The sequence below is a fragment of the Clostridium sartagoforme AAU1 genome, assembly GCF_000401215.1.
Lineage (GTDB): Bacteria > Bacillota > Clostridia > Clostridiales > Clostridiaceae > Clostridium > Clostridium sartagoforme.
Genome location: NZ_ASRV01000102.1, coordinates 14,984 through 36,281 on the forward strand (window position 1 = coordinate 14,984; position 21,298 = coordinate 36,281).

Annotated in this window: 16 protein-coding genes; all 16 read right to left on the reverse strand. The window is 28.7% G+C overall.

Annotated elements, in window-relative coordinates; all coding sequences use genetic code 11:
* Positions 1-34: 34 nt before the first annotated feature.
* The gene (locus A500_RS08425) at positions 35-679 is read right to left on the reverse strand and encodes a DUF4342 domain-containing protein (RefSeq protein WP_016207157.1); all 645 of its coding nucleotides are present in this window, start codon (positions 677-679) and stop codon (positions 35-37) included.
* A gap of 6 nt (positions 680-685) precedes the next feature.
* Complete coding sequence (gene recO / locus A500_RS08430; RefSeq protein WP_040436672.1) at positions 686-1,435, reverse strand: DNA repair protein RecO; 750 nt, start codon at positions 1,433-1,435, stop codon at positions 686-688.
* 9 nt (positions 1,436-1,444) lie between these two features.
* Positions 1,445-2,335 carry a GTPase Era gene (gene era, locus A500_RS08435; protein WP_016207159.1) on the reverse strand — a complete coding sequence of 297 codons (891 nt, stop codon included), beginning with the start codon at positions 2,333-2,335 and terminating at the stop codon, positions 1,445-1,447.
* Positions 2,336-2,441: 106 nt separating this feature from the next.
* The gene (locus A500_RS08440; RefSeq protein ID WP_016207160.1) at positions 2,442-3,143 is read right to left on the reverse strand and encodes a diacylglycerol kinase; all 702 of its coding nucleotides are present in this window, start codon (positions 3,141-3,143) and stop codon (positions 2,442-2,444) included.
* 23 nt (positions 3,144-3,166) lie between these two features.
* On the reverse strand, positions 3,167-3,667 hold the full coding sequence (gene ybeY, locus A500_RS08445) for an rRNA maturation RNase YbeY (protein WP_016207161.1): 501 nt from the start codon (positions 3,665-3,667) through the stop codon (positions 3,167-3,169).
* Positions 3,668-3,747: 80 nt separating this feature from the next.
* Positions 3,748-5,769: an HD family phosphohydrolase gene (locus A500_RS08450; RefSeq protein WP_051993139.1), complete on the reverse strand. Its 2,022-nt coding sequence runs from the start codon at positions 5,767-5,769 to the stop codon at positions 3,748-3,750.
* Positions 5,770-5,854: 85 nt separating this feature from the next.
* The gene (gene yqfD / locus A500_RS08455) at positions 5,855-6,994 is read right to left on the reverse strand and encodes a sporulation protein YqfD (RefSeq protein ID WP_016207163.1); all 1,140 of its coding nucleotides are present in this window, start codon (positions 6,992-6,994) and stop codon (positions 5,855-5,857) included.
* A gap of 1 nt (position 6,995) precedes the next feature.
* Positions 6,996-7,274 (reverse strand): sporulation protein YqfC, encoded by a 279-nt coding sequence (yqfC, locus tag A500_RS08460; protein ID WP_016207164.1) that lies wholly within the window; start codon positions 7,272-7,274, stop codon positions 6,996-6,998.
* A gap of 696 nt (positions 7,275-7,970) precedes the next feature.
* Positions 7,971-8,147 (reverse strand): 30S ribosomal protein S21, encoded by a 177-nt coding sequence (rpsU, locus tag A500_RS08465; RefSeq protein ID WP_003441547.1) that lies wholly within the window; start codon positions 8,145-8,147, stop codon positions 7,971-7,973.
* A 117-nt stretch (positions 8,148-8,264) separates the two neighbouring features.
* Complete coding sequence (locus tag A500_RS08470) at positions 8,265-8,606, reverse strand: histidine triad nucleotide-binding protein (RefSeq protein ID WP_016207165.1); 342 nt, start codon at positions 8,604-8,606, stop codon at positions 8,265-8,267.
* Positions 8,607-8,791: 185 nt separating this feature from the next.
* Positions 8,792-10,096, reverse strand: coding sequence for a tRNA (N(6)-L-threonylcarbamoyladenosine(37)-C(2))-methylthiotransferase MtaB (mtaB, locus tag A500_RS08475; protein WP_016207166.1), 1,305 nt, complete (start codon positions 10,094-10,096; stop codon positions 8,792-8,794).
* 2 nt (positions 10,097-10,098) lie between these two features.
* On the reverse strand, positions 10,099-10,851 hold the full coding sequence (locus tag A500_RS08480; protein WP_016207167.1) for an RsmE family RNA methyltransferase: 753 nt from the start codon (positions 10,849-10,851) through the stop codon (positions 10,099-10,101).
* A 19-nt stretch (positions 10,852-10,870) separates the two neighbouring features.
* Positions 10,871-11,812 carry a 50S ribosomal protein L11 methyltransferase gene (prmA, locus tag A500_RS08485; protein WP_016207168.1) on the reverse strand — a complete coding sequence of 314 codons (942 nt, stop codon included), beginning with the start codon at positions 11,810-11,812 and terminating at the stop codon, positions 10,871-10,873.
* A 277-nt stretch (positions 11,813-12,089) separates the two neighbouring features.
* Positions 12,090-18,629, reverse strand: a complete 6,540-nt coding sequence (locus tag A500_RS08490) for a glycoside hydrolase family 2 TIM barrel-domain containing protein (protein WP_016207169.1) — start codon at positions 18,627-18,629, stop codon at positions 12,090-12,092.
* Positions 18,630-18,888: 259 nt separating this feature from the next.
* On the reverse strand, positions 18,889-19,386 hold the full coding sequence (gene tpx / locus A500_RS08495) for a thiol peroxidase (protein ID WP_016207170.1): 498 nt from the start codon (positions 19,384-19,386) through the stop codon (positions 18,889-18,891).
* A 281-nt stretch (positions 19,387-19,667) separates the two neighbouring features.
* Positions 19,668-21,218 carry a nitrite/sulfite reductase gene (locus tag A500_RS08500; protein WP_016207171.1) on the reverse strand — a complete coding sequence of 517 codons (1,551 nt, stop codon included), beginning with the start codon at positions 21,216-21,218 and terminating at the stop codon, positions 19,668-19,670.
* Positions 21,219-21,298: the final 80 nt, after the last annotated feature.

The following is a 21,298-nucleotide window of genomic DNA, read 5'->3' on the forward strand; positions in this document are numbered from 1 at the left end:
TTTTATTCTACTGTATCTACTGTTTATCTTAATATTACTCCGATTTAGTATCATCTTCAAAATTCACAGTGTATGTAAATACATTTTCATCTATTTGTTCTTCTTTATCACTTTTCTTTTTACTGCTTTTATTGTCATTACCTTTAAATTTTTCATTTTTAACTTCATTTACTTTGTCTTTAACCATATAAGCTACATCAGTTGCTGCATCTTTTATGTCATCAACTGCTTTACTAATATATTTGTTAACAACCTCTACACTACCATCAGCTTTAGTTATTTCTATTGTTATTTGTGTTACTACTGCTGCAATAACAACAAAAGCTAATACTGGAGGTATTATAACAGCTATTACTCCTGCTGCTATCCCTGCATTAACTGGTACATCTACAATTTCTTTTCCATCTTTGCTAATTCTAATTCTTGTAACATTTCCTTTATTTATCAAATCTTTTAGCCATCTTTTAAATTCATCTATTGTTTCATATTTATCTTTTGAGTCATTTTCTTTTGTATCATTTTCTTTTATATAATCTGGCTTTATTCCTTTAATACCCTCAATGTATATTATTGCTTCCAATACATCTCCATTACTTACTTCAAGAGCATACTTTGCTTCTGCATAGCTTACGCCTGTTCTTTCTTTTACTTTATCTACCTTTTCTAAAGTTATTCCCATATTCATTCACTCCTTTATATAATTTAGCATTTCTAAGCTTTTTGGTTTTTTAGAATAGTTTGAAGAAATAATAAATGTTGTTATTTTACTTATATCTTTTTTTACTTCTTCATTTATGTTTAGTTTATATATCTTATCCATAGGTGTTCTCATGAGAAATTTTATTGCATTATATGCAGGCTTAGATATATATGTCCCATGTTCTCTTCTACAATTTTCACATACACCTCCATAATGTGATAAAGATATATAATTGGATACTGATATTTTTTCTCTGCAACTTACGCAGTTTTCTAAATTTAATCCATACCCAGTCGCTTTTAATAATTTTAATTCAAAGGATCTAGTAAGCATTTCATAATCTAATGCATTAGTATTAAGTAAATACATACAAGTTAAGAAATTTCTAAATAATTCTTCATTTGTTTCCCCTTCTTCTACACATATATCTATCAATTCACATATATACGATGAGTAGGTTAATTTGTCTAAACTATCTAATAATCCTTGAAAAGAATTAATTATCTTTCCTTCTTGTAAATTAAATAAACTTTTCCCTTTAAATAAAACATACTCTCCATAGCATAAAGGTAAAGTAAGAGATAGAAGTTTACTCTTACTTTTTCTAGATCCTTTTGCTATAGCTGTTATTTTCCCCAATTTATCTGTATATAACCATACTAATTTATCATTTTCTTTAAATTCCTTAGTTTTTATAACTATTGCATTTACCTTATGTAGTGACAGAAACACCATCCCCTTATTTTACTTAACCTTTTTATACCCCAATTCTTTTAATAGGTTTTGATTATCTCTCCACTCTTTTCTAACCTTTACCCAAATCTTTAAATTTACTTTATTCCTTAAAAATCTTTCTATTTCATATCTTGCTGTTTCTCCGATTTTTTTAAGACTTTGGCCATTTTTCCCTATTATTATCCCTTTATGAGAATCTTTTTCACAAAGCATATCAACTTCAATATGCCATGTTCCAATTGGGCTTTGTTTCATTTGTACTATATCTACTGCAATTCCATGAGGTATTTCTTCTCTTAATGTTCTCAACGCCTTTTCTCTAACTATTTCTGAAATAACAAATCTTTCCTGAACGTCTGTAATCATGTCATCTGGATAATATTTAGGACCTTCTGGCATTGAATTTATCATTAATTCAACTAATTTATCTACATTTTTCCCCTTCAAAGCAGAAATAGGTATTATTTCTTTAAACTCCATTTCTGAGGAATACATTTGAAGAGTTTTAGCTACTCTTTCTTGAGTAAATTCATCAATTTTATTTACAACTAAAAACACAGGTGCTTTTTGATTCTTTAGTGTTTCTATTATAAATTTATCTCCTCTTCCTATTTCTTCTTCTGGATTAATCAAAAATAATACAAGATCTACTTCTTTCATAGATTCTTTAGCGGAATTAACCATATACTCTCCTAATTTATGCTTAGGTTTATGTATTCCTGGTGTATCTACAAAGATTAATTGATGATTTTCTCCAGTTAATATTGTCTGTATATTATTTCTAGTAGTCTGTGGTTTATTAGATACTATTGATAGTTTTTCTCCCATTATTTGATTTAATAACGTTGACTTTCCTACATTTGGCCTACCTACTATTGTTACGAATCCTGATTTAAACATCTTTCCTCCTAATTTCCTATAAAATTGTTGTGTCTTTTATTATATCATTACTTTCTTAAAATTAAAGTATTGTTATTAAGTTTTGTAAACTCAACTACTTGATACATTACAATTTAAATATAACAAATATAAGTAAAGTAAGTAATGTTCCAAATAAAGCTCCTACTATTACTTCCCATATAGAATGAACATTAGAATCCACTCTGCTTTGAGCTGTTATAAGAGCCATTAGATAACTTAGAATTATGCATATTGGTTCTTCTGTTATTAATGAAAGTGCTGTAGCAATTGAAAACGAAAGTGCACTATGCCCGCTAGGCATTCCACCTCTTAATGGTGTGCCTTCGCCAAATATAGCTTTAATTATTAAAGTTGCAATAGTAACAAATACTAGTGCTATAAATATCATATATGGTTCTGATTCTTTTACTTTATGTATTAAATCATAAGAAATATTAGATATCTTATCCCAAAATATTATATACCCTACAAGTAATGCATTTATTGCTGTTACTAATACAGCTCCTGCTGCTGCATTTTTAGCTATTTTGGCTAAAGGATGATAATAATTAGTTGATATATCAATAGTTGCTTCTATAGCTGTATTAATTATTTCAGCTACAAGAACTAATGTTATTGTAATTGCTAAAATAAGAAATTCTATTTTTGATACATCCAATAAAAAACATGCTAAGAGTACACATAATGCAGTAAACAAATGAATTTTCATATTTCTTTGTGTTCTAACAGTATCTAAAACTCCTGATATTGCATAATTAAAGCTCTCTACTAGCCTTTTTATTTTCATATAATACCCCCACACTTATAGTATTATCTTCTAATTCGTAATTTATTTAATATTTCTTCTTCTCTTTTTCTCATTATTTTTTTGTCATCCTCATCTATATGATCATATCCTAATAAATGAAGTATTGAATGTACTACTAAATAGCTTACTTCTCTTTCATAAGAATGTCCATATTCTACACTCTGTTCCATAGCCTTTTCTAATGATAATACCATATCTCCTAATACTAATTCGTCTCCATCTTTATATGTTTCATCAAAAACATAATTTACGTACATATCCTTAAATACTTTTTTATAATCAAAATCTAACATTGGAAAAGATAATACATCTGTTTCTCTATCTATATTTCTTGTTTCTTTATTTATTTCCCTTATTTCATTATTATCAACAAATAACAGCGAAATTTGATATTCACACAACACTTCTTCTTCTTTTAATACAAAATTACATACCTCTGTTATTTTATTTATAAATTGCTCTGTTACTTCTAATTTATTTTGTCTATTTTCTGTATATAACATTTTTTTCTCCTTTTTATTTATAAAAATAAAAGGAAAGGTTATATCCCCTTCCCTTTTTAAAGTCATTATAATTTTCTTAATTATTTTACTTTCTTTTCAGTAGGATATTCAATTCTATGATGATATATTCCATCTAAAGTTTTCAAAAAGCTTTTTCTTATAATTTCTATATCTTTTAAGGTTAAATCACAATTTACAAGTTGTCTTGAATTAAGTTTATCATTTATTATGTTATTCACCATTTCTTCTATTTTACCTTTTGTCGGTTCACCAATTGACCTTACTGATGCTTCTACACTATCTGCAAGCATTAATATTCCTGATTCCTTGCTTGATGGTATAGGCCCTGGATATCTAAAGTCTTCTTCCTTAATTTCTTCTGGTCTATCTGATGAATTCTTAAGTTTATAATAAAAATACTTAACCAAGGTTGTTCCATGATGCTGTTCTATTATATCTTGTATTACTTTAGGAATCTTGTGCTCCCTAGCCATTTCTAAGCCATCTTTAGTATGCGATAAAATTATTAATGTGCTTAGATTCGGAGTTATTTTATCATGCGGATTTTCTTTCCCCATTTGATTTTCTCCAAAGAAATACGGCCTTTTTGTTTTTCCTATATCATGATAATATGCACCTACTCTAGCTATAACTGGATTACCTCCAACAACTTCCGCAGCTGCTTCTGCCAAATTAGCAACCATCATACTATGATGATAAGTTCCCGGTGCCTCCATAAGTAACTTTTTCATTAATGGTTGGTTTGGGTTTGATAATTCTAGTAGCTTTATATTAGTAACTACATCAAATATTGATTCGAAGAATGGAAGTAGTCCCACTGCTAATATTCCAGAAAGTAGAATTCCTATTGCTGTATACCCAGTTTCTATAAAAATCTCCTTTAAGTTATTTGATGAAATCATCCCTAGTGTTACTGTTCCTATAGCTGACACAACAGTTATATAAAGAGTTGAATATATTATATCATTTCTTTGCTGTACTTTTTTAAGTGCACTTGAGCCAAGAACAACACTTACTATTGATATTAGTATAACAGATGGATTAAATCCTACAATTATAGATATAAATATTATATTTAATAAATTTATAACTAATGATATTTTGTTATCTATTAAAATAGTCATAAGCATTGCACTGCATACTAATGGCATTAAATATGGTGAAATTATATTTACTCCCATTGAAATTATAAGCATGATAATATTAATACTACTTATCAATATTATCATTTTAGTATCTTTAAATATGTCTGCTCTCTCTTTTGCTATATAACTATATTGAATAAATAGAATTAATGCAACTAATATTGCTAGAGAAATAAATGATAATAAATAACTTTTAGTTGTTCCATCATTTAAAAGTCCTAATTCCTTTAAAACTTCTAATTGTCTTTCTGTTACAGGCTCTCCTTCTTTTACTATTATCTGATTCTTCTTTATTATTTCTTTTTGAACATTTTTTTGAGCTTCTTTAATTTTTTCCTCTGTCTTTTCACTATCATAGAAGAAATTTGGTTTTATTTCAGTATAAGTTATATTTCTTAATATATCTTCCAAAGTTCTATCAATATTACTTTTTCCTAAATTAGTATCCACTATATTTTTAGCTTTTTGTAAGCTTTCATAATCATTTTCACCTATATTTTCTTTGTATACTGCTTCCAATGATTCTATTATTAATTTTTGTACTTCTGATAATCTAACTGAATTCAATGATAAAAGCTCTTTATATTCTTCGTCTGTTAGCTTAAATTCTTCTATTTGTTTTATTTCAGCTATTTTATCGGTCTCTTCTTTACTTGGGTTAGATGCATTTTCAGCGGTAATTTTACTAAACAATTTATTTACATTTTCAATTGCTTGAGTTTTAACATCACTTTTAACTGTGTACTGTTTATCTTCTTTAGCTTTTGCTATAGCCTCTTCTTCCTTTTCCTTTGTAGCAATTTCATCTATTGTATCAATAGGTGCTTTTATATCTACAGTTGCTATATCACCGACAGATAAATTATGCCTTTTAGGCGCAATTACAGTTAATAAAAGAAAGTATATAGTTAAAAATACAATTAGATATATTAATATTCTTTTGTATTTTTTTCTTCTTTTTTATTTTCTTTATCTTTTTTATTTAAAAACAAGTCCCTCACCCTCTAATCTGAATAGTTTTTCAATACTCTACTGGTTCATTATTTACTATATTTTGCTCTACTACAAACACTACATTAACAACTATATTCCCATCTGAGCTATCACTAGTACTTATTATTCTATCAATTATTTTAGCTTCTCTAGTTAAATTACTATATAATGATTCTTCCAATTCTTTTACAGCTTTATCTATAGCTTCTTCTTTCGATAATTGAACTGGATATTCCTTCTTTTCAAAATAATTTACTTTATTTATTATTTTTCCACTCTCTTCTATTTTATCATACTCTTTAAATTCTTTTATAGCTTTTTTAAGATAAATTTTCTTACCTAATATTTTTATATAAATATCGCTATCCTTTTCTCCGCTTCTTTTAAGCTCTGTTCCATCTATCTTAGTTGTCATACTCTTTTCATAAAAAGTATTTGCCATAACTACCCCGTCTGGTACCACTTGATAAGGATCTTCTTCCTTCCCATTGATTCCTTCAATAACTACATCTCCTACCTTTACCATATCTCCAATATGAACTGAAGACCTTCCTGAAAAAGCATATACTCTACTAACTTCTCCATCCATTTTAGCAACTAAGTTTCCATACTTACCTTCTTTAATTTCTGGCGGATTAACTTTTTCTTCAATAAATATCTTTAAGGTTGAGCCTTCTATTCTTGCCCTTAACCATAATATTTCTGAATTCATGTTTTCTAACTGTTTTTCAATATCTTTTACATCTATTTTATCTTTACTTATTCCTGGTTTTATACCTATACTATATAATTGCTGTCTTAATTCATATGGAGAAACATTCTTTTTAGTATTAATTTCTATGCTCCATACGTAGGTAGATAAATATAATAATATAGTTAAAAATAGCATTCCTCCTATTGCTAAGAATAGTTTGCTTTTTAGTTTTCCTACAATAAATAATATTCCTGTTTTAGAAACAATTTTACTTTTCCCATTCAAACTTCTAACTGCTTCTACTAGTATATCATAGTCATTATAATCTATTGATATTCTTATTGTTGCCACATCAATTCTTTTTATATTTATAACATTTACATTTTCATTCCATAATATGTTTAAAAGTCTTTCTGGTTTTAATATGTTAACTTCTACTACTACTTTTCCACTTTCAAAAACTCCTGTTGCCATATTACACCTCGTATGAAATTGATCTAAATTTTCCGCTAATCGTTATTGTAGAATCTCCAATATATAATATTTCAAAGTTTTCTCCTTCAATATTAATAACTTTTACTTTAGTATTTACCTTTATACTATTTCTATCAAATAATACTATTCCTTTGTGATTTTCTATTGTTATTTCATCGTTCCCTATAATTGTTATTTTAGGAACGCTTAGTACTATATCTTTAGGTAAGTCTAATTTTTCCGCTATTATCTCTCTACTTCTCTCTATCTTTCCTTGCATAATCTTCTCTCCTTATATTTTTTCTAAGGCACATGAATATAAATAATAAACCAAAGATGTAACGAGTATTTTGTGTAAGACAAGGAAGTAAATGCGCAGATACTGGTAGCTATCTAAGTGTTTACTGACACAGTATTACGCAAAATATGATAACATACTGGTTTATTATTTGTTTGATTGTGCCTAATAGTAATTTATGATAAGAATCTTAAGAAAATTACACATAAATAATTGATGTTTAGTAAGACTATATTAATATTTTTATCAAATAAAATTTAAAAAGAAAAAAAGCAAAAGAAATTAAATTTCCTTTGCTTTTATTTATTAGTTAATATTCTTATTATAAATTGACTTTAACTGCCTATACTAAGCTTATTAAAGCCTAGATATATATCCAATGTTATTAACACCGATGGTGTAGCCGTTCATTTAACAATTTTATTTTTCTTTGTTTAACTGCTGAGGAAGGTACTTTAACAAGATCTATCTCTTCAGAAAATCCGATTAATTAAATCCTGTTTATTCCCCTTTAAATTCAAGTATAATAATACTTACACTTATTTTTGATAAAATATAAAACTATATTCCTCAACTAAATATATTATAAAATAATATATTTAAAGTATTGGATAAGTATATTCTCCAATAATAGCTTAAATAATTAAGTTCTATTGAAATCTTAAATCAAAATAGTTCCTACTTGAACTTTCTCTTTCTAGCAGCTTCTGATTTTTTCTTTCTCTTCACGCTTGGCTTTTCATAGTGTTCTCTCTTCCTAACTTCTGAAAGAACTCCAGCTCTAGCACATTTTCTCTTAAATCTTCTTAATGCACTTTCAAGTGTTTCATTTTCTCCAACTTTTATTTCTGACATCTATTATCCCTCCCTCCGCTAGCTCAAATTAATTAATTTAACTCAGCTACGGGCTTAATAACACACGCTATATTATACAATAGGCATACCTTAAAGTCAACATCTAGATAAAAAACTTTAACCTGGTGGCCATTTTAATTCCCTTTGCCCTAAGACATGAAAATGTATATGATTTACACTTTGCCCACCATCTTTTCCACAGTTATTTACTACTCTATATCCAGTTTTCTCAATATTTAACTCTCTTACTAGTTTATTAATAACTAAGAAAATATGTGAAATAATATTTGCATTTTCTTCACTTATTTCATTTACACTTTGTATATGATCCTTAGGTATAACTAGAAAATGAATAGGAGCTTCAGGACTAATATCATGAAACGCGATTACCTTTTCATCCTCATATATTTTTTTACTTGGTATTTGACCATTTGCTATTTTACAAAAAATACAATCCATAAATTCACCCCGTTCCTTTAATTGATAATAGTCATTAAGTAATAACTTTGTTTTTTTATTATCTTACAATTATTTTTAAATATTATTAATATTTTATTATTATATAATATATCAAGTAATTAATATAGTATATTGTTTTATTTTTCAAAACAATATTTCTAGCTCACAGTGTACTGAATAGTTTTTTATAAAAGTTTTGCTATTCCATATTCATTTTCTACTTTACTTATTTCTATATCAACTATTTTACCAGTAACGTCTGCACATGAACAAGGAACCTGAACCTTTATATAATTTCTTGTATACCCTTCATACATCCCCTCTTGTCCCTTAGCTTCCGTTTCTATAAGTACATCCATTTCTGTGCCTATAAATTTCTCTATAAATTCTTTTTCATTTTTATTGCTTAACTCAATTAATAACTTGCTTCTTTTTTCCTTTATACTTCCATCAATTTGATCTTGCATATCTGAAGCTTTAGTTCCTTTTCTTGGACTATATTTAAATACATGAGTTTTAGTAAGTTTAATATTTTTTAAGAACTCATATGTTTCATTAAACTCTTCTTCTGTCTCGCCTGGAAAACCTACTATAACATCTGTAGTTATAGAAACATCTGGCATAGTTTCTCTTAGCAATTCTACTGAATCAGCATATTCTTGTGCTGTATATCTTCTATTCATTCTCTTAAGTGTAGAATCACACCCACTTTGTAATGATAAATGAAAATGTGGACATAACTTTTTAAATTTCTTTATTTTTTCTATAACTTCAGGAGTAAAGAATGCAGGTTCAATTGATCCTATTCTTATTCTTTCTATTCCTTCAACTTTTTCTATTTCTTCTATTATATCTATTAAATTAACATTTCCTTCTAAATCCAATCCATAAGAAGCAGTGTGTATTCCTGATAAAATTATTTCTTTAAAGCCATGTTCTGCTAATTTGTTAACTTCTTCCAATACCTTTTTAGGATCTTTTGAACATACTGATCCCCTTGAATATGGAATTATACAATATGTACAAAATCTATTACATCCATCTTGTATTTTTAAGAATGCTCTTGTCTTATCTTGGTACTCTTCTATGTTAAGTTCTTCAAACTTTTTATTCTTAAGTACTCCTTCAACATGAACTTGTGACTTTCCTTCGTCTTTAGCCTTATTTACATAGTACACAACATCACCTTTGTTTCTTGTACCAAGAACTACATCTACTCCCGGTATTTCTGAAACTTCTTTTGGTGCTATTTGCGAATAACAACCAACAACTGCTATTATAGAATTTTCATTTAATCTTCTTGCTCTACTTATAATTTGTCTTGATTTTTTGTCACCCATATTAGTAACAGTACAAGTATTTATCACATATACATCAGCTGCCTCACTAGCATCTACAACTTCATAACCTTCTCTTATGAACTTTTCAGCCATTGCTTCTGATTCATATACATTAACTCTACATCCTAATGTAGAAAATGCAACTTTCATTATTAATTTCCTCCTAAATCTCCTAGCTCATACTGAACTAAAGAAGTAGCTACAAAACCTGCTGTCTCTGTTCTAAGTATTCTACTTCCCAAAGTTACTATATAAGCTCCATTTTCTTGTAGTTTATTTATTTCATTTAATTCAAAACCGCCTTCTGGACCAACTAGTATCCCCACAGTTTTGATTTTAGATTTATCAATATCAGTATTACTAAATAGAGTTTTGATTCCAAAGTTTTCTGCATTTTCATATGGAACTATAACTATATCTAAACTCTTCATTTTATTTATAGCATCATCAAAACTAATTGGATCTACTACATTTGGTATTAAGCTTCTCTTACTTTGTTTGGCCGCTTCTAAAGCTATTCTATTAAGCCTATCTAATTTTTTAAAATCACCTTTTAACTTTATATCAACTCTATCTGTTAGAGTTGGAATAAATTCAGTAATTCCAAGTTCTGTACCTTTTTGCACTATTAAATCCATCTTTTGTGCTTTTGGTAATCCTTGAAACAAATATATTTTTACATTACTTTCATTGTTTATTTGAAGCTTTTCTATTATTTCAATAATGACTTCTTGTTTAGTTATTGTTGAAATAATACCTGTGAATTCTTCTCCATCACAATTATTTAAAACTATTTTATCCCCTTCATTTAGCCTTAGTACTTTATATAAATGTTTTACATCATCACCTAATATTTTTGCTTTATTTTCTATAAAATTTTCTTTAGGAGTAAAAAATTTATGCATTGTTCATTCTCCTTAAAACTTATCTTACTTTTGCAACTATACAGTTCCATTCCCCATCTTTATTTATTTCGATTACTTCAAAACCAGTTTCTTCAAGCTTTTTAGTAACCATCTCTACTCTGTCATGTATTATTCCTGAAGTAATAAAGTATCCATTATCTTTTAAAACTCTTTTTACATCTTCTGTTAAAATGCATATAACTTCTGCTATTATATTAGCAACTACTATATCTGCTTTTCCATCAATTACTTCTACTAAATTACCATAAAGTATTTGTATATTATCTAAATTGTTATATCCAACATTTTCTTTTGCAGACTCAACAGCAACCGGATCTAGATCAACTCCTACTGCCATTTTAGCCCCAAGTTTAGCTGCAGCTATAGCAAGTATCCCTGAGCCACATCCAACGTCAAAAACAGTGCTATCAGCTTTTACATACTCTTCTAATGATTGAATGCACATTCTTGTTGTTTCATGTGTCCCTGTTCCAAATGCCATACCTGGATCAAGTTCTATTACTTTTTCGTCACCTTGCTCTTGGTATTCTTCCCATATAGGTTTCACAACTATTTTTTCGCCTACTTTAGTTGGTTTATAATACTTTTTCCAGTTATTAGCCCAATCTTCTTCAAACATTTTTTCACTTTCTACTTTAGCTAATCCTGTATCAATTCCAAGCTCTTTAAGTTCATCCATTTTTTCATTTATGTACGTTAATATTTCATTTATATTATCTTCCTCTGAAAAATAAGCTTTAACAACTGCTACTTTACCTTTATGCTCTAATACGTTTATATCTGCAAAATCCCAAGTTAATGGACCTTGTTCTCTTTCTAATATGTCATTTGGGTCTTCAATTGCAACCCCCTTGCAATCTAATCCATAAAATATTCCTGAAACAGGTTCTAGTGCTTCACTTTTAGTTATAACTCTAACTTCTATCCAAGTTCCTTGCATTTAAATTCAGTCCTTTCTAACATACTTTGACTAATTTATTATTTTACACGTCTTCACTACAATAGTAAATATTTTATTTAATCAAAATCTATTTATCTTTGCATATATTTATATTATTTTCAATTATACAAATTATAAATATAGAATTTATAATAAATAGCCATTATATCTATAATATAATAAATTCAAATATATTTCTATTTTTAAATTTACATACCTTATTAGCGAATTCAAAAAAGAAGAAGCCTTTTGGCTTCTCCTTAAATATTATATGCTCTTAATTATTAGTTGCATCTTTCTTTCTCTTATTTGTAAGGATACCTCCAGCTATCATTATACTTATAGCTAGTATTATTACATATGAAGAGTTTGTTCCTCCAGTTTCAGGTAAATCATCACCTTTTCCATTTTGATTATTGCTTCCATTATTATTATTTTGATTGTTACTTCCGCCATTGTTATTATTTCCACCATTATTGTTTCCACCATTGTTGTTTGTATTATCTTCATCAGTTTTTGTGATTAAACCTTTAATTGCATTGTTTAAAGCAACTAATGCTTCATCAACAATTTTTTGATCTGCATCTTGATTATCCACTACATCTTTTGCATTAACTAAAGATTGTGATAATACATTCCAACTAGAAGTTGTATATTTTTCTTTATCTAAATTCTCTGCTGAAGCTATTTTTGCATTTAATTCTGTTTTATCTCCCTTCAATACTAATTTATTTATTGCTAAATTAATATTAACTTGTAATTCATCTACCTTTGATTGTTCAATATTTTCGTCTTTTAATATTTCATCTGACTTCTCTAGCAAATCAATTAATTCCTTAGAACTTGCTTTTGTATAAATTGTTAAGTCTGTTTGCTCTAATTTATTTATTACATTTATTAGATTTTCTTTATTAGCTTTTATAGATACCTTAGAAACTGCATCTAATAAGGTTTTAGTTATTCTATCAACTTCCTGTTGATTAGCATCATCTTTCTCAATTATTAGTTGAGCTTCCTTAACTATAGCTTCTAGACCCTCAACTGTTATAGGCTTGTATGACCCAATATTAGAAAGGACTTTATTTGCTACACCTAAAACTGTTTCTAAAGATGTTTTATTTGCTCTAAATACTAAATTCACCATAGCTTCTCCAAGCTCATCCTTAGCCTTACTTATATCATTTTCTGTAGCATCTCCGTTTTCTGCAATTAATTTTGCATTATTTAAAGCTACTATAAATTTATCCCATGATGAACTAGTATATTTATCTTTATATTTTATTAAAGCTTCTCCTGTATTTATAATGCTTACTAATGATGAATTATCAGCTCTATCAACTAGGTTTATCATTGCTTCAAGTAATTCTTCAACCATACTATTAACATCTTCTTGAGTAGCTTCGTTATTATTTAGGATTCCCTCTGCTTTTTCAATTGCCCTCTTCAAACTTTCTACTGATGCAGGTGTGAAGCTATCTTGGTTTTGTAATTTCTCTTTTGCAATCTCTATTGTTCCTGCTAAAGTTTCCTTGTCAACCGCATATTCTAACATACTTGCTGCTAGGGTTAATTTATTAAATGCTTCGTCAACTTCACTTTGTTGTACATACTTATTGTCAAGTATAGCTTTTGCCTCATTAAGCGCCTCAATAAAGTTATTCCAACTTTCTTCTGTATAATCCTCTTTTATTTTATCCTTTAAATCATTGTATAAATTAGTTAATAATGATTTATTAGCTTCTTCAGAATTTATTCCTGGAACAACTAAGTCCTTCATATCCAACCACATAACAACTGAATTATCTTCTGGATTAATTGCATATTCATTTTCTTTATTTTCAAATGCATTTTTTTGTGCTTTTACTTCTTCTTCTGTCAACGCTTTAGAGTAAACTCTAGAACTTGCAAATTTGTAATCACTTGTTCTATTTGTTTCTGGACAATATCCAAGCCATAAGGATTGATCATTTTGTACAACACCATTTGCTGAAACTGGAGCTGTTCCAAGTAGGTTTCCATCAAGATATACTGATAATACATTACCATCATAACTTCCTACCACTTGATGCCAATTTCCTATCCAATTTGACGGAACATCAATAATAGCTTCTTTTGTGTACCATTTATTATCTGTAGATTTAACAAAAATATCTACAGATATTTTTCCTGAACTACCATCTCTAGTCCTTAAGCCAAAGCTACTATCTCCTTTGCCTATAATCATATTGTAGTCTTTACCACTACCAGTAGGCATTACCCATGTCTCAGTTGTAAATGCTTGTTTACCTTTAAATATTGAGTCAAATATATCTTCTTCATTTTCTCCCTTATTATTAGCAAGCTCTAATCTTCCATTTAGCTTAATACCGCTAATATCATCTGTGACTAAAGTAGCACTTTTCATAATAATAGGATTTATTTTATTTTTACTCTTATCTTCTATATATGCTGGAGCTTTTCCATTAATTGCTTCTACATCTTTTACTGCTCTTACAAGCTTATTTTTAAGATCTTCTCCAACTATTTGTTTTTGTTCTTCGCTTAAATTGTCATATTTAAATTTAAGACCCATTATATCATCATATTGAGAATATGAATATACTACTAAATCCTTAATTTCTTTTGATATTTCTTTTTCGTCAAACCCTTTAACATCTCTCCACGCTTTACTTAATTCCATTGGTGACTTATCTGTTGTATATGGTACAATTGTATATTCATAATTATATGCTTTATCATTATTTACTCTGTATTGTGGTAGTGTATCTGGTCCACAACTCTTATTCCCATTACCTTGTGATACATAATCTACTGATAATATTGTTTCTTTTCTTGGAGACCCTAATTCATATGGATGTCTTGTATTACTTAAATCTTGAGCCGTGAAATGTAACGCACTGGCTTCAAGTAATTCCTTGCTAGTTACTAATAATGCATTATTAGTATTTGAATTTTTTAAGCTAATCCATTTAACTCCTGTCAAGTTTCCTGAATCCTGAGTTTTCAAAAATGGATAGAAGAAATTTGATACAGTATTTTCATAAACTCCCACAATTGAAGAAGTGTTTCTATCTTGATAAGATTCTATTGGTCCATTTCCATACCAAGTTACATCTTCATAATTTTCTGGTAAAGTCATTGTTGATCCTACTTTCAAATATCTTCCCATACTTGTTTTAGTTGCATCTGTTGTAAGATTAACAGTTATTTCTCCAGTTCCATTTATAGTATATATAATTTTTTCTGTTGCTCCTTTTGCGTTATTTAATACTAAATCACTTGTAATTACAGTTCTTCCATCTTCAGACTTACCTACATTTATACTATTAACAGTTATATTTTGGTTTGCATTTTTCCAAGTGCCATCATAATTACCATTATCGTTACTTATTGGAGATCTCCAGAAGTTTGGAGTAGGTCCTTCTTCAATTAATACTTCTCCATTATAAACATAGTTATTCATTAATCCTGTTGTCTTGTCTATATTAAAAGAGAAGTTTTCTCCTGATACTAAAAACTCTGATTCTTTTTCTTCCACATCAATATCTTTTTCTGAAATAACTGGAGCTGCTTTCGGCACATTAGCAGCTACTTCAAATTGCTCATGTGAAACTTCATGACCAGCTTTTCCCCATAAAGTATCTTCCTTTAATGTTACAAAAATATTTAAATAATATTCTGAACCTGCTTTAATTTGCTCTGGCATATTATATGGTATATTTATTGCCTTGCTTTCTTTAGGCGCAACATTTACATCAGCCATTACACCACTATCAATTACTTGACCATCCTCTAATAATTGCCAATTAAGATTATATTCATTAAGATTTTTGAAATTGTTTTCATTGTAAACATTAATTTTTCTTGTAGCAACCTCATTTTCATTGGCTTTAAACCAGAAACTTTGATATTGATATTTTACTTCATATAACTCTGGTTGAACTGTTCTATCAGCTGATATTAATCCATTATTACAGAAGTCTCCATCGTTTGGAGTATCTCCCCAGTCTCCACCATAACCATAGAATTTACCATTTGCTTCTTCATTATAAAAAGTTTGATATACATCAGATGATGCATAATAATCCCAAACGCCATCTGAACTTTCCTCTATATTTTTTGAATAATCTATCCATACTAATACTTTTGATGAATCTGAACTTATTTCAGGATTAACATTGTATTGTGCTTTTAGTTCATCTGCTGTTAATGCATCCTTGTATATACGTGCCATTGATATTTCACCATCAAAACTTCTACTTCTTACTGTATCATATCCAACAGCTACTGGGGCTTCTGTTGAATCAACAGTTACCTTATCTGCTCTAGAAGCAACTTGAACACCATCAATAAATATCTTTAAAGTACTACCATCATAAGTTCCTGCAACTTGATGCCAGTTTCCAACCCAATTTTCCGGGAAATTCGCAGTACAACTTTTCCAACTTCCATTAGTAACTACAAAAAATTCTAATCCACTTCCAGAGCTTTGTGTCTTTAAGGCAACTTGATTATCGCCTTTTGAAAGTAATACACTATTCATATTTGTAGATGCTGGTTTTACAATTGCTTCAAAAGTAAATGAAGCATTATCTCCTGATAGTTCACTATTATATAAATTATTATTTTGGGATTCAATTATAGTATATCCATCATATGCTTTACCTGTTATTGATTCTATTTCTGCATCTACTGCTACTCCACTTCCATAAACAGCTCCATTAGCAGAATTACTACTTTGATCCTTAATGCTATATCGCTTTGGTAGTTCAGCTAAACGTGACTGATCCACCCAGTCCCATACAAAGGCTCCTATCATATTTTCTGAGCTTCTTATAGCATCCCAATATTCTTTTAAATTACCTACCGCATTTCCCATAGCATGAGAATATTCACAAAGTACATACGGCATATTTGTTGATGCTGATGCTCTAGACCATGTAGTATCTACAGTTGGATACATATTACTATCTGTATCTACTCCCCCATTCGATCCTAAACCCTCACTATGAACAGGGCGCGTATTATCACGATCTTTAAAATACCATACCATTTCAGGATACAAATTATTTGCCCCATTTTTACTATAAGACATTTCATTTCCTATTGACCACATAACTATAGCTGTTTGATTCTTTAATGTTTGGAATGAAGTATTTGTTCTATCCATTGTAAGTGGTTTTAAATAAGTTCCTATTGCATTTTGATTATTCATTAAACTATGACATTCTGCATTAGTTTCACCCATCATATATAAGCCATATTTGTCCGCTAAGTAATATAAGTATTCATCATTTCCATAATGTGATGTACGAATTGCATTGATATTAAATTGTTTCATCAATTCAACATCTTTTTCTAAAACTTCTCTTGGAACATGCTTACCATACACTGGATCAGTATCATGACGATTTGTTCCTTTAAATAATAGCGGTTGACCATTTATTCTAATAGTATCATAAGATGAAGTTACTCTATTGTAATCAGTTCTATTGTTTACGGCACTACTAGTAAATGTTATTTCTCTAAATCCAAGCTGTTGTGATAAACTTTCTAAATGGCTTCCTCTACTATCTTTCAATGTCATTACTAATGTATATAGATTTGGATTCTCTGCTGACCATAATTTAGGAGAAACGATAGTTTTAAGCCCTTTTACTTCTACTGTTTTATTAGATTCTATATTGGATATAGGAATAATCATTTCATCATCTTCTAATATATTAACTCCACTTTCATCAAAAAGTTTTACATCAACTTTATAATTAGAGGAAATTTCTGATGATAAATTTTTTAATTTTAAAGATAAGTCTAATTCTGCATTAATAAAATTTTCATCTAAATCAGTAACTACTGAATAATCATATATATGTGTACTAGGAGTTGATCTAAGATATACATCTCTAAATATCCCTCCATCATAAATCATATCTTGATCTTCCATCCAGGTACCATCACAAAACTTATGAACTTTTACAGCCAATAAATTTTCTTCCCCTTGAGGATTTAGATAATCTGTAATATCAAAATCATGTGGTCTATAACTATCTTCGCTATATCCAACTTCCTTACCGTTTACATATACATAATAAGCTGATTCTACACCTTGAAATGATATATAAACTCTTCCATTATCTTGTATCATATCTTCATTTAATACGAAACTCTTACGATATAGTCCAACAGGATTATAATTCACCGGAGCTTTTGGAACTGTTACATTTTGATCATATTTGCTCTGCCAAGGCATTTGCACATTTGTATATATTGGAAAATCGAAGCCATAGCTTGTCCAGCTTGCTGGTAAAGAAACATTTTTCCACCCATCATTATTATCTAATTCATAATTAGAATTCATAAAACCATTGTCTAAGAACTTCTGTGCTTCACTGGCATTTTGCACTACTGTTAAATCCCAATCATTATTTTCACCTGTTAATAGCTGATAATAATTTGATCTTTCCTTTTCATAATTCAAAGCACCAAGACGAGCTGATTCTACATCATGATAAGCAACTGTTGAAGTAGATGATTCCTCTCTATTTATTCCAAACACATCTACCGCCCTAACTGTTTTACCATTGAGATCAGTATAACCTATCCCCATATATTCCTTGTGAGTAAATTTTTTATCATTTGGTCCAAGTTTTGTTTCTGCCTGTATTAATTCTGGCCATTTTTCACCCTTCCATGGTGTAATTTCTCGATTTACTGTTTCTATTGCTGCTGCATCTATTGGAATTGATTGTCCTAAGATAGATAAAACTAACGTGACTAAAACACTTAGAGATATTATTCTCTTCTTTTTACGATACATATTTTACCTCCCTAAATTATTGTAAATTATCAAATCAAACACACCTTAGTAAACGTTTAATGTTGGGGGTTTACTATCCCAGTACAAAATAAGTGCATGTTTGTTAAGGTAATTTCCTACTTAATTATAATACCTTTTCCCAATATTTTACATATGATATTATTAGTTAAATCTTCAAAATTATTAACTTTTTTACTATTTTAATATTCTCATTATAAATATAAAAAGTATTTGGATTTCCAAATACTTTTTACTAATGTTATTTTGCTTCTTTAGCAGCTTCAAAAATTTTATCATAACTTGGCTCACTTGTAATTTCATCTAAATACTCAACAAATGTCACTGTATTATTTGAATCTACTACAAAGGATGCTCTTGTTAATAATCCTAACTCTTTTGCATAAGTCCCAGTTGCTTGTGAAAAACTTTTATTTTTATAATCTGATAATGTTTTAACTTTTTCTACTCCTTCTAATCCACACCATCTTGCTTGTGCAAAGGGTAAGTCCATTGAAATTGTATAACAAGTTACTCCGTTTAAGCTATCAACTTCTTTATTAAATCTTTTTACTTCCATATCACAAACTGGTGTATCAATTGATGGTACTGTAAGAAATACTCTTATACCTTTTGTATCCTTTAAGCTAAATTCACCTAAATCATTTGTTGTTACTGTAAAATCGGTCAACTTATCTCCAACATTTAATGTATTGCCTTCTAAAGTTATAGGGGATCCTTTAAATTTTACTTGTTTCATTTTATCTTTCTCCTTACTTTAAGATTTCTATTTTATGTTTTCCAAAAATCTTATAAATTATATGTGATAATTATATTTATCATCATTCTAATTTTTCTTGTAAGTGAAAGCTTATAAAAAAGGTAATATATAAGTTTTCTTCTTCCGTCCTTCCACTCCAAGCCAACGTAAACTTACATATTATCTCTTGCCAACTAAAGGAAGAAATTATAAATATTTATTCTACATCATGAATTTTTTATAATTTCTTAAAGAGTAAAAAAGTATACATATGTAGAGTTCTATACTGTATATTCACTCACTATTTCTCTAAATTCTTGTTCTTTGTCTAATAAATATTTATTAAAATTTAATTTACTGTTTTCAATTTTTTTAGAAAGTTCATATAATAGTTCAGGAATTTTATTTGCTGGAATATCACCATATGAATTTCCTAATTTAGTTTTTCCTACTCCAAGTTCTCCACCGATAAATAAAGTAAAGCATTCTTCTATCTTTTCTCCTACTCTCTTCTTTTTACCAGTAAATCCTATAGATCCAATTTGATGTACTCCACAAGAATTTCCACATCCTGATATATAAATTCTTGGTAATATATCTAAACAATATTCCTTTTCTTTAAAGTAATTTATAATTGATTTTAATGTTCCTTGGCTATTACATATTCCAATTTGACATGTTGGTACTCCAATACATGACACACTTTGCTCTAACTCAGTCTTTGCACTCATATTTTCTGTTAACTCTAGTAACTCTATTGCCTCATTACCATTTAAATTTCTAAAATAAATTCCTTCAGTCATTGCTAGTCTAACTTCTATTTCTTTAAAGTTTTTAACTTTATCTAAAATCTTTTTTAAATCATTAACCGCAAGTTGACCACCAATTGGGTGAATATAAACACTATACAATCCTTTTTGTTTTTGTTTAAATATCCTTTTATTATTAATATCTATTTCTATACCCTCTTTAGAATATACTTTATTATTAACTTGTATCTCTAAATTTTCATTGGATTTAACTTCTTCCAAATGTTTTTTATAACACTCTAAGAACTCTTCTTCTCCCATTCGTTCCACAATATACCTAATACGTGCTTTATTTCTATTTTCATAATTTCCTTCAGCCATAAATAATCTTACTAACGCTTCTACATAATAAATTACCTCTTTTGGCTCAATCATCTCTGTATATTTAACTGCCTTTTTAGGATTTTGACCTAATCCTCCACCTAAGTATAATTCAAAATATTCTTTTCCATCCTTTTCAGTTGCAGCAAATCCTAAATCTTGAATTGTGCAATGTGCTGAATCACTTTCAGTATTTGAAAAGGAAACCTTAATTTTCCTAGGTAATTTATAAGTATATATTCTCTCTAAAAAATAATTTCCAACAGCTAATGCATATGGAGTTACATCAAAAGCCTCACTTGAATCAACTCCTGATAATGGTGATATAGCTACGTTTCTTGGATAATCTCCTCCTGCGCCCCTTGTATATATATCATTATCTAGAGCTTCAATCATTAAATCACAAATTTCATCTATATTTAATCCATGTAATTGAATTGCTTGACGAGTTGTAAAATGTATATTGCTTAGTTTATACTTTTCTGCGAATTCATACACCTTATACATTTCATTTACATTAGTTACTCCAGAAGGAATTCTAAGCCTTATCATAAACTCCTTTCCTCCCTTATGAGCATACACTCCAAATCCTCCAGAAACATGCTTAAATTGCATAATATTTAGCTCTCCATTAAAGAACTTATGTCCAGTTTCCCTGAAACTCTCTATTTCTCCATATAAAACTTCTTTTAACTTATTCATATATCGACACCTCTTTAATAAATTTACACAATATTAATTATATCACTAAATATAATATATATTTAATATTTGTAAAAAAA